13 protein-coding genes are annotated in these 12210 nt (G+C 73.1%); 11 read left to right on the top strand and 2 right to left on the bottom strand.

Features of this window, described 5'->3' with window-relative positions; all coding sequences use genetic code 11:
• Positions 1-223 precede the first annotated feature (223 nt).
• The 4 genes from alr (at position 224) to K4G64_RS35130 (ending at position 3646) form a co-directional block, all read left to right on the top strand.
• Positions 224-1390: an alanine racemase gene (gene alr, locus K4G64_RS35115; protein WP_221759947.1), complete on the top strand. Its 1167-nt coding sequence runs from the start codon at positions 224-226 to the stop codon at positions 1388-1390.
• A 125-nt stretch (positions 1391-1515) separates the two neighbouring features.
• Entirely contained in the window at positions 1516-2775 is a 1260-nt protein-coding gene (locus K4G64_RS35120; protein WP_221759948.1) for an alpha/beta fold hydrolase, read from the top strand.
• The gene (tsaE, locus tag K4G64_RS35125; protein ID WP_030854610.1) at positions 2744-3262 is read left to right on the top strand and encodes a tRNA (adenosine(37)-N6)-threonylcarbamoyltransferase complex ATPase subunit type 1 TsaE; all 519 of its coding nucleotides are present in this window, start codon (positions 2744-2746) and stop codon (positions 3260-3262) included. The genes K4G64_RS35120 and tsaE overlap by 32 nt, the downstream gene beginning before the upstream one ends.
• A gap of 216 nt (positions 3263-3478) precedes the next feature.
• Positions 3479-3646: a hypothetical protein gene (locus K4G64_RS35130; RefSeq protein ID WP_190902111.1), complete on the top strand. Its 168-nt coding sequence runs from the start codon at positions 3479-3481 to the stop codon at positions 3644-3646.
• Between the two features lie 21 nt (positions 3647-3667).
• Here the strand turns inward: K4G64_RS35130 and K4G64_RS35135 are convergent, their stop codons facing one another.
• Entirely contained in the window at positions 3668-4234 is a 567-nt protein-coding gene (locus K4G64_RS35135) for a hypothetical protein (RefSeq protein WP_221759949.1), read from the bottom strand.
• A gap of 111 nt (positions 4235-4345) precedes the next feature.
• Here K4G64_RS35135 and tsaB point away from each other — a divergent pair, with 111 nt between their 5' ends.
• From tsaB to K4G64_RS35155, 4 genes are read left to right on the top strand one after another with little or no spacing between them, the layout of a single operon-like run.
• Positions 4346-4999: a tRNA (adenosine(37)-N6)-threonylcarbamoyltransferase complex dimerization subunit type 1 TsaB gene (tsaB, locus tag K4G64_RS35140; protein ID WP_221759950.1), complete on the top strand. Its 654-nt coding sequence runs from the start codon at positions 4346-4348 to the stop codon at positions 4997-4999.
• Positions 4996-5502, top strand: coding sequence for a ribosomal protein S18-alanine N-acetyltransferase (gene rimI, locus K4G64_RS35145; protein WP_308122572.1), 507 nt, complete (start codon positions 4996-4998; stop codon positions 5500-5502). The genes tsaB and rimI overlap by 4 nt, the downstream gene beginning before the upstream one ends.
• Complete coding sequence (gene tsaD / locus K4G64_RS35150) at positions 5495-6586, top strand: tRNA (adenosine(37)-N6)-threonylcarbamoyltransferase complex transferase subunit TsaD (RefSeq protein WP_221759951.1); 1092 nt, start codon at positions 5495-5497, stop codon at positions 6584-6586. The genes rimI and tsaD overlap by 8 nt, the downstream gene beginning before the upstream one ends.
• The gene (locus K4G64_RS35155; protein ID WP_221759952.1) at positions 6583-6840 is read left to right on the top strand and encodes a hypothetical protein; all 258 of its coding nucleotides are present in this window, start codon (positions 6583-6585) and stop codon (positions 6838-6840) included. The genes tsaD and K4G64_RS35155 overlap by 4 nt, the downstream gene beginning before the upstream one ends.
• A gap of 18 nt (positions 6841-6858) precedes the next feature.
• Here K4G64_RS35155 and K4G64_RS35160 read toward each other — a convergent pair whose 3' ends face one another.
• Complete coding sequence (locus tag K4G64_RS35160) at positions 6859-9159, bottom strand: glycoside hydrolase family 3 N-terminal domain-containing protein (RefSeq protein ID WP_221759953.1); 2301 nt, start codon at positions 9157-9159, stop codon at positions 6859-6861.
• Between the two features lie 137 nt (positions 9160-9296).
• On the opposite strand from K4G64_RS35160, the gene K4G64_RS35165 reads away from it, so the two are divergent.
• The 3 genes from K4G64_RS35165 to K4G64_RS35175 all read left to right on the top strand — a co-directional run bounded on the left by K4G64_RS35165 (position 9297) and on the right by K4G64_RS35175 (position 12098).
• Positions 9297-10361 (top strand): LacI family DNA-binding transcriptional regulator, encoded by a 1065-nt coding sequence (locus K4G64_RS35165; protein ID WP_221759954.1) that lies wholly within the window; start codon positions 9297-9299, stop codon positions 10359-10361.
• 162 nt (positions 10362-10523) lie between these two features.
• Positions 10524-11573, top strand: coding sequence for an LCP family protein (locus K4G64_RS35170; protein ID WP_221759955.1), 1050 nt, complete (start codon positions 10524-10526; stop codon positions 11571-11573).
• Between the two features lie 168 nt (positions 11574-11741).
• Positions 11742-12098, top strand: coding sequence for a YciI family protein (locus tag K4G64_RS35175; protein ID WP_033311567.1), 357 nt, complete (start codon positions 11742-11744; stop codon positions 12096-12098).
• Positions 12099-12210: the final 112 nt, after the last annotated feature.

Below are 12210 nucleotides of genomic sequence, written 5' to 3' on the forward strand. Positions count from 1 at the left end.
CCGCGTGGATCGCGAGCGTCTCGAAGTGCTGACTGATGTGCCTGTCGCTCATGAGCACCGAGGGTAGTGCGCATACGCGACGCGTGCCGGGGGACGGGGCGCGCCGGGTTTTTCCACAGGTCGAGGGGGGCAGTCTGTGATCGGGTGGGCCTGCGGCGGTCGCCGGCCCGGTGGTGGGCCTGCCGTCGCAGTGGGGTCCGGGGGCTCTGAGACACTGGGCGCGATGAGCGAGAGAACAGCCCCGACCGCGCCCCTGCGGGCCCGTGCCGAGATCGATCTGGCCGCACTGCGGGCCAATGTGCGGGCTCTGCGCGCCCATGCGCCGGGCGCGGCAGTGATGGCCGTGGTGAAGTCCGAGGCGTACGGGCACGGGGCCGTGCCGTGTGCCCGGGCGGCTGTCGCCGCGGGGGCGAGCTGGCTGGGGACGGCCACGCCCGAGGAGGCCCTCGCCCTGCGGGCCGCCGGGCTGCCGGGGCGCATCATGTGCTGGCTGTGGACGCCCGGCGGACCGTGGCGCGAGGCGATCGAGGCCGAGCTGGACGTGTCCGTCAGCGGGATGTGGGCCCTGGAGGAGGTCGTCGAGGCGGCCAGGGGCGCCGACCGGCCCGCCCGCGTCCAGCTCAAGGCGGACACCGGGCTCGGGCGCAACGGCTGCCAGCCGGGGGACGACTGGGCCGCGCTGGTCGGTGCGGCACTGCGGGCCGAGGCCGAGGGGCTGCTCCGCGTCACGGGGCTGTGGTCGCACTTCGCCTGCGCCGACGAGCCCGGGCACCCCTCCATCGCCGCCCAGCTCGGCGTGTTCCGCGACATGCTCGCGTACGCCGAGGGACAGGGCGTACGGCCCGAGGTCCGGCACATCGCCAACTCGCCGGCCACTCTCACGCTGCCCGAGAGCCACTTCGACCTGGTCCGCACCGGCATCGCCACCTACGGCATCTCGCCCAGCGCCGAGCTGGGCACCCCGGCCGACTTCGGGCTGCGCCCGGTGATGACGCTGTCCGCCTCGCTGGCCCTGGTCAAGCGCGTACCGGGCGGGCACGGCGTCAGCTACGGCCACCGGTACGTGACACCCGGAGCGACCACCCTCGGCCTGGTGCCGCTGGGCTACGCGGACGGCATCCCACGGCACGCCTCCTCGGCCGGGCCGGTCCTCGTCGAGGGCAAGTGGCGCACGATCGCCGGGCGGGTCGCCATGGACCAGTTCGTGGTGGATCTGGGCGGCGACGAGCCCGCGGCGGGGGCCGAGGCGGTGCTCTTCGGGCCCGGGGACCGCGGGGAGCCCACCGCGGAGGACTGGGCCCAAGCGGCCGGAACCATCGCCTACGAGATCGTGACCCGGATCGGAAAGCGCGTTCCTCGCGTCTATGTGAATGAGGAACGGGACAGGTGACTCGGACGGGGAACCCGTCACGCGAGGAACACCGGGCACCCTGACAACATCGGCAACACCGGGCCCACCGATTCACCGGGCCCGGTGCGGCACCCGACCGGAACCCCGGCGAAGAGGAGCGGTACGTGAGCGAGAGCAGTGCGGAGGTCGTCGCGGACGTCGCCTCCGCGGCCGTCGCGGCCTCCGCCGCGGGGGCGGCGGGAGGCTGGCGCCGGGCGACCGGTGTCGCCGGCGTGGCGATAGGCGTGGTGGCCGCGGGCGCGGCCGCCGGTGTCGCCCTGGAACGGATGACGGTCGGCCGCGGCATGCGCCAGAAGGCCCGGCTCGCCCTGGACTCGGCCGGGCCGTACGGCTCGCTGCGCGGCATGCCGGGCAAGGCGTTCGCCGACGACGGCACCGAGCTGTACTACGAGGTCGACGACCTCGACCCGGAGGCCGCCCCCGCCGCCATCGGCCCGCGCCGCCGGCGGCTCTTCGGCCGCAAGCCGCCCGCTCCCGTCACCGTGGTCTTCAGCCACGGCTACTGCCTCAGCCAGGACTCCTGGCACTTCCAGCGGGCGGCCCTGCGGGGCGTCGTGCGGACCGTGCACTGGGACCAGCGCAGCCACGGCAGGTCCGGGCGGGGCCTGGCCCAGACGCGGGACGACGAGCCGATCACCATCGAGCAGCTCGGCCGCGACCTCAAGGCCGTCATCGACGCGGCGGCCCCCGAGGGCCCGCTCGTGCTCGTCGGGCACTCCATGGGCGGCATGACGGTCATGGCGCTGGCCGACCAGTACCCCGAGCTGATCCGTGAGCGGGTCGTCGGGGTCGCCTTCGTGGGGACGTCCTCGGGGCGGCTCGGCGAGGTCAACTACGGCCTGCCGGTCGCCGGGGTCAACGCGGTGCGGCGGGTGCTGCCCGGAGTGCTGAAGGCGCTGGGGCAGCGGGCCGAGCTGGTGGAGAAGGGGCGCCGGGCGACCGCGGACCTGTTCGCCGGGATCATCAAGCGGTACTCCTTCGCGTCCCGGGACGTCGACCCGGCCATCGCCCGGTTCGCCGAGCGGATGATCGAGAGCACGCCGATCGACGTGGTCGCCGAGTACTACCCGGCGTTCAACGACCACGACAAGACCGAGGCGCTCGCCCACTTCGCGGAGCTGCCCGTGCTCGTCCTGGCCGGGGTGCAGGACCTGGTCACTCCGAGTGAGCACAGCGAGGCCATCGCCGATCTGCTCCCCGACGCCGAGCTGGTGCTGGTCCCGGACGCCGGCCATCTGGTGATGCTGGAACACCCGGAAGTGGTCACCGACCGCCTCGCCGACCTGCTCACCCGCACGGGTGCCGTGCCCGCAGGGGCTACCGTGAAGGGCTATGGAAGCACCAGCACCGCACAGCCCGGCTGAGTCCGGATCCGTCCAGATCGTCGTCACGTCCCCCGAGCAGATGCGGGAGCTGGGCCGCCGGCTCGCGAAACTGCTGCGCGCCGGTGACCTGGTGATGCTCAGCGGGGAACTCGGCGCGGGCAAGACGACGCTGACCCGTGGGCTGGGCGAGGGACTCGGCGTGCGCGGGGCCGTCACCTCGCCGACGTTCGTGATCGCCCGGGTACACCCCTCGCTGGGCGAGGGACCGCCGCTGGTCCACGTCGATGCCTACCGCCTCTCCGGCGGTCTGGACGAGATGGAGGACCTCGACCTCGACGTCTCGCTGCCCGACTCCGTGGTGGTCGTGGAGTGGGGCGAGGGCAAGGTCGAGGAGCTGACCGAGGACCGGCTGCAGGTCGTGATCCACCGGGCCGTGGGCGACACGACCGACGAGGTCCGGCAGATGACCGTCACCGGTCTGGGGGAACGCTGGGCCGAGGCGGATCTGAGCGTGCTGGCCGCCTGAGCGCGTTCTGTCTGAGTCCTTGCCGCCTGAGCGCGTTCTGCCCGAGTACTCGCCGCCCGAAGCCCCCGGGTGAGTCCGGGTGTGCGGTCATTTGATGAACGTTCCGACAAGACGTCGGCAAGATGTTGCGTCCGGCGTCTCGTGCGTGGTCACATGGTATCCAGTCCGTAGTTAGGTGTGCCTAACTTCGTTGCCCCGGCCCTTCGGGAGGCGTCCATGTCGGCTACAGAGAGCAAGGGGCAGCCGCAGCGGTTCGCGGTCGCCGGGGTGTCCATGCGTGACCTGCTGGCGGCCGGCGAGGCGGCGGCGCTGATCTCCACGCCCCCGCGCGCTCCCGACCCCGAGTTCTCGGATCGGGTCCCCGAGCACCGTGAAGCGGCCTAGGACCGACCCGGACGGCCGCTCCTAGGGGACCACCACCACCGTGCGGCCGATCGTCGCGAACGTCCACATCGCGTCGCCGTCCGCGCGGGACTCGCGGATGCCGCCCGTGCGGGCCTTCGGGTCGGGGGCCGGGGCGGAGGCGCTCGGGCCCCCCACGGCCGAGCTGAAGCCGATCACCACGCCGTCCACGGTCGCGAAGCGCACCACGTGCTCGACCGGGACGCCGTCGGAGCCGGTGACGAAGTTCGAGCGGGACGTCACCGAGTAGCTGCCCGGCGCCGGGTCCACCGCGCTCGGGTCGACCTCGAACGTACGGCTGACCGCCTCGTCCCCGGCGACCAGCCACACCCGGTCGCCGCGCAGCGAGTACACCACCCGGGCGCCCTTGCCCGAGTCGCCGGGAAGTGCCCTGGGGTCCTTCTTCACCTGGGGCGCCTTTGACGTGCCCGCCGCCGGTGCGGCGCCCGCGTGCGCCGCTCTGCCCAGACCGGCGGGGAGGGACTCGGCCGCCTGATGGGCGAGGTGGCCGACCGTCGCGAGGGCCGCGGCGGTGAGCCCGGCCACGATTGCCGAGCTGCTGGCTGACACCGGAGTCCACCTCACGTCGTATCGCTGTCGTGACGGTAGGTGACGGTAGCAGCACGTGACGACCCGACAGGTGCGGCCGTGCCGGGCCCCGGAGAGCCGTAGGCTGTTTGCGTGCTCTTGCTCGCTCTGGATACCGCCACGCCCGCCGTCACCGTCGCACTGCACGACGGACGCGATGTCATCGCCTCCTCGAGTCAGGTGGACGCGCGGCGGCACGGGGAACTGCTGCTGCCGGCGATCGACCGGGTCTTCACCGAGACCGGTCTGCGGCTCGACGCCGTCACGGGGATCGTCGCCGGGATCGGTCCGGGACCGTACACCGGGCTGCGCGTCGGCCTGATGACCGCGGACACCTTCGGGCTCGCGCTCGGTGTCCCCGTGCACGGCGTGTGCACGCTGGACGGCCTCGCCTACGCCGCCGACCTTCAGGGCCCGTTCGTCGTCGCGACCGACGCCCGCCGCAAGGAGGTGTACTGGGCCCGCTACAGCGACTCCCGGACCCGGGTCACCGACCCGGCCGTGGACCGGCCCGCCGACATCGCCGAGCAGGTCGAGGGACTGCCCGCGGTCGGCGCGGGCGCGCTGCTGTACCCGGACACCTTCCCCAAGGCGCACGAGCCGGAGCACGTGTCCGCCGCCGCCCTCGCGCGGCTGGCCGCCGAGAAGCTGGCGGCCGGCGAGGAACTCCCCGCGCCCCGGCCGCTGTACCTGCGCCGCCCCGACGCCCAGGTCCCCAAGAACTACAAGGTGGTCACCCCCAAGTGACCGAACCCGTTACGTGTGCGCTGCGCGAGATGCGCTGGTGGGACATCGACTCCGTGCTGGAACTGGAGCGGGACCTGTTCCCCGAGGACGCCTGGTCCCGGGGCATGTTCTGGTCCGAGCTGGCCCATGCGCGGGGCCCCGGTGCCAACCGGCGGTACGTGGTCGCCGAGGACGACTCCCGGATCGTCGGCTACGCGGGTCTGGTCGCCACCGGCGAGCAGGCCGACGTCCAGACCATCGCCGTCTCCCGCGAGCTGTGGGGCACCGGCCTCGGCGGCCGGCTGCTGGCCGAACTGCTGAGAGCGGCCGGCGACTTCGAGTGCGCCGAGGTGATGCTGGAGTGCCGGGTCGACAACGTCCGCGCACAGAAGCTGTACGAGCGCTTCGGCTTCGAGCCCATCGGTTTCCGGCGCGGCTACTACCAGCCCGGGAACGTGGACGCCCTGGTGATGCGCCTGACCGCCCCCGAGAACTCCGTACAAGGAACCGAGATCAATGGCTGACGAACCCCTCGTACTGGGAATCGAGACCTCCTGCGACGAGACCGGCGTCGGCATCGTCCGGGGCACCACCCTGCTGGCCGACGCCGTCGCCTCCAGCGTCGACGAGCACGCGCGCTTCGGCGGCGTCGTCCCGGAGGTCGCGAGCCGCGCCCACCTGGAGGCGATGGTCCCCACCATCGACCGGGCGCTGAAGGAGGCGGGCGTCACCGCCCGCGACCTCGACGGCATCGCCGTCACCGCCGGTCCCGGCCTCGCCGGTGCCCTGCTGGTCGGCGTCTCCGCGGCGAAGGCCTACGCCTACGCCCTCGGCAAGCCGCTCTACGGCGTCAACCACCTCGCCTCGCACATCTGCGTGGACCAGCTGGAGCACGGTGCGCTGCCCGAGCCGACCATGGCCCTGCTGGTCTCCGGCGGCCACTCCTCGCTGCTGCTGTCCTCGGACATCACCTCCGACGTCCGCCCGATGGGCGCCACCATCGACGACGCGGCCGGCGAGGCCTTCGACAAGATCGCCCGCGTGCTGAACCTGGGCTTCCCCGGCGGCCCGGTCATCGACCGGTACGCGAAGGAGGGCGACCCGAACGCGATCACCTTCCCCCGGGGTCTGACCGGCCCGCGCGACCCGGCCTACGACTTCTCCTTCTCGGGGCTGAAGACCGCCGTGGCCCGCTGGATCGAGGCCAAGCGGGCGGCGGGGGAGGAGGTGCCGGTGCGGGACGTGGCGGCGTCCTTCCAGGAGGCGGTCGTCGACGTGCTGACCCGCAAGGCCGTCCGGGCCTGCAAGGACGAGGGCGTCGACCACCTGATGATCGGCGGCGGCGTGGCCGCCAACTCCCGGCTGCGCGGCCTCGCCCAGGAGCGCTGCGAGGCCGCGGGCATCCGGCTGCGCGTGCCGCGGCCCAAGCTGTGCACGGACAACGGCGCGATGGTCGCCGCCCTCGGCGCCGAGATGGTCGCCCGCAACCGGGCGGCGTCGGCCTGGGACCTGTCGGCGGACTCGTCCCTGCCGGTCACCGAGCCGCACGTGCCCGGGCACGACCACGACCATGTGCACGAGGTCAGCAAGGAGAACCTCTACCCGTGACGGTCGCGTTGATGTGGGAGGCCCGGGCGTCCGACGGGCGGGGTGCGGACCTGCTCGCCTGGGCCCGGGCGCAGGAGCTCGGGCGCGAGCCCCTGCGCCGGGAGTTCCTCCGGGCACCGCAGGACCGGGTCCTCGTCATCACCTGGTGGGACGCGCCCTACGACGCCGAGCTGCCCGAACTGCCGGAGCCGGACTCGGAACTGGTCACGCGGGCGGTGCACCGGTGGCGGTTCGAGTCGGTCTGCGAAGACTGACCGGATCCGGCCCGGGGCTCACGACACCTCGCTCTCGCAGCGCAGCAGCCGGTCGGGACCGAGCACCCGGACCGGGCCCGTCAGGGTGAGGTGCGCGGTGTGCCGTACGTCGGCGCTCGACGCCGCCAGCCTCAGTTCCAGGGCGCCCGGCTCGACCACCCGCCGGCCCGAGCGGTCGGTGAAGGACGACAGGTCGGTGTGGAAGCGGAAGGTCACCCGGGCCGCGTCGCCCGGTGCCGCCGTCACGCGCTGGTAGCCGATCAGTCGCATGTCGGGGCGGGTCACGGATGCCACCGGGTCGTGCAGATACAGCTGCACCACCTCCGCGGCCTCGCGAGCGCCCGTGTTGCGGACGGTCACCGACACCTCGTAGGAGCCGTCCGTGCCGATCTCGACCGGCCCGGTGGCGGCGGGCACCTCCCAGGCGAACGTCGCGTACGAGCGGCCGTGGCCGAAGGCGTACAGCGGGGTCGGGTCGAGGTTGCTGACCTCGCCCGCGAGGCCCAGGGGCGGCTGGAGGTAGGTCCAGGGCTGTCCGCCGGGGAGCCGCGGGACGCTGACGGGCAGGCGGCCGGAGGGGTTGACCCGGCCCGACAGAACGCCCGCGACCGCCGGGCCGCCCTCCTCGCCCGGGAAGAACGCCTGGACGACCGCGCCCAGCCGGCCGTGCCAGCGGCCCAGCGCGTAGGGGCGGCCGGTCAGCAGCACCAGCACCACGGGGACGCCGGTGGCGACCAGCGCGTCCAGCAACTCGCCCTGGGCGCCCGGCAGGCCGAGGTCCGTCGCGTCGCAGCCCTCGCCGGAGGTGCCGCGGCCGAACAGGCCCGCCCGGTCGCCGAGGACCGCCACGCACACGTCCGCCTCGGCGGTGCGGGCGATGGCCTCCTCGAAGCCCCCGTTGTCCGGGTCCGTCACGTCGCAGCCCTGCGCGAACGTCACCTTGGCGTCGGGGAGTTCGGAGCGCAGGGCCTCCAGGACGGTCGGGATGTCGATGCCGATGGGCACCTCGGGGTGGTGGGGCAGGACGTGGGACGGGAAGGAGTAGCAGCCCAGCATGGCCAGGGCGTCGGCGGCCCGGGGGCCGACCACCGCGATGCGGGTGTCGGGGGCCAGCGGGAGCAGGCCGTCGGGGTTGTCGAGCAGGACCACCGACTCCTCGGCCAGGCGGCGGGCCAGGATCCGGTTGCCCGTCGAGTCGAGGTCGACCGCCACGGCCGGCTCGGGCGCCCAGTCCTCGTCGAGCAGGCCCAGTTCGCACTTCTGGAGCAGGACGCGGCGGGCCGCGCGGTCCACGAGCTCCTCGGGGACCTCACCCGAGCGGACCGCCTCCAGCAGCGGCCCGCCGTAGCACTTGACGGTGGGCAGTTCGACGTCGATGCCGGCGGTGAGGGCCGCGTGGGCCGCCCCGGCCGGGGTCGCGGCGACCCGGTGGAGGGTCTGGAGGAAGCCGATGCCGAAGTAGTCGGCGACGACCGTGCCGGTGAAGCCCCACCCCTCGCGCAGGAGATGGGTCAGCAGCCCGGGGTCCGCGGAGGCCGGGACACCGTCCGTCTCGGTGTAGGCGGCCATCACCGAGCGGGCCCCGCCCTCGCGCAGGGCCATCTCGAAGGGCGGCAGGGTGACGTCGGCGAACTCGCGGACCCCCGCCCGCACGGGGGCGAGGTTGCGGGCGCCGGCCGAGGAGGCGTACCCGGCGAAGTGTTTGAGCGTGGCGACGACCCCGGCCGACTCCAGGCCCCGCACATAGGCCGTGCCGACCGTGCCGACCAGGTACGGGTCCTCGCCGATCGTCTCCTCCACGCGGCCCCAGCGCGGATCGCGCACGACGTCCAGCACGGGCGCCAGGCCCTGGTGCACGCCGGCCGAGCGCAGGTCCTCGCCGATGCGGCGGGCCATCTCCTGAACCAGCGGCGGATCCCAGGTCGCTCCCCAGGCCAGCGGGACCGGATAGGCGGTGGCCCGCCAGGCGGTGAAACCGGCCAGGCACTCCTCGTGCGCGATCGCCGGGATGCCGAAGCGGCCGGCCGCGGCGATACGGCGCTGGGCACGCGCCAGGGCCTGCGCGCCGAGTTCCGGGTCCACGGGGGCGGTGCCGAAAGAGCGGGTGAGCTGGCCGAGGCCGTGGGTGATCAGCTCGTCCCAGTCGTACTCGACGGTCATGTCGTGCTGGTGCGGAGCGACTCCGTCGCCGTCCGTCGCGGCGCCCACCCACACGCCGTACAACTGGGCGGTCTTCTCCTCCAGGGTCATCCGGGAGAGCAGGTCGTCGACGCGGGCGGCGGCGGGCAGCGCGGGATCACGCCAGGGCGCGGTGGTCATGAAGCTCCTGTCGGGTGGACGGACGGCCCTCTCACGAACGTTCCTACGAATGTTTCGTTATGAACTTCGAATGTTCCGGGAACCTATGGCGGTGTGAGGACTTCGTCAAGGGGGCCGGCAGGGTTACGATCGCCGCCATGACATCCCCGGAGCCCGTTGAAAGCCGGACGCAGACCCGGACGCAGGGGCGCACCGCGCAGACCGCGACGCTCGCCGAGATCGCCCGTGAGGCGGGCGTCTCGGCGCCGACTGTTTCGAAGGTCCTCAACGGCCGGGCCGACGTCGCCCCGGCCACCCGGTCCCGCGTCGAGAACCTGCTGCGCGCCCACGGCTACCGGCGCCGCCGTGCCGAGGCGACCCGCTCGCCCCTGATCGACCTGGTCTTCCACGAGCTGGAGAGCGCCTGGGCGATGGAGGTCATCCGGGGCGTGGAGAACGTGGCCCGGGACGCCGGGCTCAGTGTCGTGCTGTCCGAGAGCGCCGGGCGGCTCACGCCGGGCCGGACCTGGGCCGACCAGGTCGCCGCGCGCCGCCCGCACGGCGTGATCCTGGTGCTGTCCGGGCTCGACGAGTCGCAGCGGGCGCTGCTGACCAGTCGTTCCATCCCGTTCGTGGTGATGGACCCGGCCGGCGACCCCGGCGCCGACGTGCCGTCGATCGGCGCGACCAACTGGCAGGGCGGCCTCGCCGCCACCCGGCATCTGGTCGAGCTGGGGCACCGCAGGATCGGGGCGATCAGCGGGCCCTCGCAGATGATGTGCAGCCGGGCCCGGATCGACGGCTACCGGGCGGCGCTGGAGACGGCCGGGCTGCCGGTGGATCCCGCCCTGATCGCCACCGGCGACTTCCACCACGAGGCCGGCTACCGGCGGGGCCTGGAACTGCTGCGCCGCCCGGACCGGCCCACCGCCGTCTTCGCCGGGAACGACCTCCAGGCGCTCGGGCTGTACGAGGCCGCGCGCGAGCTGGGGCTGCGCATCCCGGAGGACCTGAGCGTGGTCGGCTTCGACGATCTGCCGGTGGCGCCGTGGGTCGGGCCGCCGCTGACGACCGTACGGCAGCCGCTGACGGAGATGGCCGAGGCGGCGGCCAAGCTGGTCCTCGACCTCGGGCGGGACGAGGGGACCGAGGCGGCGACGAGGGTGGAGCTGGCGACGAGTCTGGTGGTGCGCAGCAGCACGGCGGGGCCCGCGGCGGAGTAGGTGCTGTAGTGACGGGTGCCGGACGCCTCCACACTGCGCCGAAGCAAATCGGTTACACAGCCGAAACTTTCGGATGCACCCGCGGAGATGCCCTGGCCCTGAAATCTGAGAATTTCCGAAGAATGGGCGCCCTCGGCCCCCTGCCCGTCATAATTCGGACTTATGTTCCTGCCCGTGACGGGACTTAACGGGGACGGAAACAGGGACGCGGGCCGGCGGTCGAGAGCGCTGAAGATCGCCGGACTCACTCTGGCGGGGACACTCGTGCTGGGCGCCGCAGCGGCGGGCTGGGCCTACTGGCATCTCAGCGACAACATCACCGGCGTCGACATCGACAACGCGCTCGGCGACGACCGGCCGCCGAAGCCGGTGACCACACCGTCGCCCTCGGGCCCGGCCCTGCCGAGCGAGGCCCTGAACATCCTGGTCCTGGGCTCGGACTCGCGCAGTGGCGAGGAGAACCGCCGGCTCGGCGGCGGGGGCAGTTCTGGTGCCCGTTCCGACACGGCGATGGTCGTCCACCTCGACGCCGGGCGGACCAATGCGACGGTGGTGAGCATCCCGCGCGACACCCTGGTCACCCGCCCGTCCTGCCCGCGCCCGTCCGGCGGGCCGACGGCGGTCGCCCACCACTCCATGTTCAACAGCGCGTACGAGGTCGGCGGACCGGTCTGCGCGGTGAAGACGGTCGAGGAGATGACGAACGTCCGCATGGACCACTACCTCGAGATCGACTTCTCCGGCTTCGCCCAGCTGGTCGACGCGCTCGGCGGCGTCACCGTCACCACGGACGAGGACATCGCCGACGAGGACAGCCATCTGCGGCTCGAGGCGGGCACCCACCACCTCGACGGCACCCAGGCGCTCGCGCTGGCCCGCACCCGGCACGGCATAGGCGACGGCAGCGACCTCGGCCGCATCGGCCTCCAGCAGAAGCTGGTGAAGGCCCTGCTGGAGCAGATCGCCACCCAGGACCTGCTCACCGACCCGGCCAGGCTGTACCGCGTCGCGGACACGGTCACCGCCGGCCTCACCACCGACACCGGCCTGGACTCCCTCGCCGAACTGACCCGGCTCGCCCAGAGCCTGCAGGGTCTCCCGGCGAGCGGGGTACGGACGGTGATGATGCCCGTGGTGCAGGCCCCCTGGGATCCCAACCGGGTGGTGGCCGAGGAGCCCGAGGCGCGGAGGCTGTGGGAGTCGCTGCGCTGACCCGCACCCGAGCCCGCGCCCGCAGCGGCATGCGCTGACCTGCGCGGACGTGTCCCGGAAAAGATCTTCGAGAAATTCCGGCGCGCATGTCGATCCGTCGTACTCCCGATCGACGCAGAGGTGAGAGCGGGGAAGAGCCCCGCCGGCCGAAGACCCCGAGGAGTCAAAATGCCGCGCTTTCTCACCCTGATCCGCATCGACGAGAAGAACGCCCCCGCCGAGGGCCCGAGCCCCGAGCTCATGGAGCGGATGGGCAAGCTGCTGGAGGAGATCACCAAGGCGGGGGTCATGCTCGACACGGCCGGGCTCACGCCGACCTCGGACGGCAGCCGGGTGACCTGGGAGGGCGGACAGCTCTCCGTCACCGACGGGCCGTTCACCGAGTCCAAGGAGGTCATTGGCGGCTACTCGATCAGCCAGTGCAAGGACAAGGCCGAGGCGATCGAGTGGACCAAGCGGTTCCTGTCGCTGCACGAGGACTACTGGACGATCACCGCCGAGGTCCGGCAGATCGCCGAGGACTGACCGGTCCGCGCGCCGGTTCTGCTTGGCCGGGCGGCACCACGGGTGTCTGATGGTGGGCTGTGACCCCGCAGCCCACCCCGGCCCCGCAGCCGGACCCTGCCCCGCGGCCCAC

Origin of the sequence: Streptomyces sp. WAC04114, assembly GCF_019733245.1 — a bacterium.
GTDB classification, from domain to species: domain Bacteria; phylum Actinomycetota; class Actinomycetes; order Streptomycetales; family Streptomycetaceae; genus Streptomyces; species Streptomyces massasporeus_A.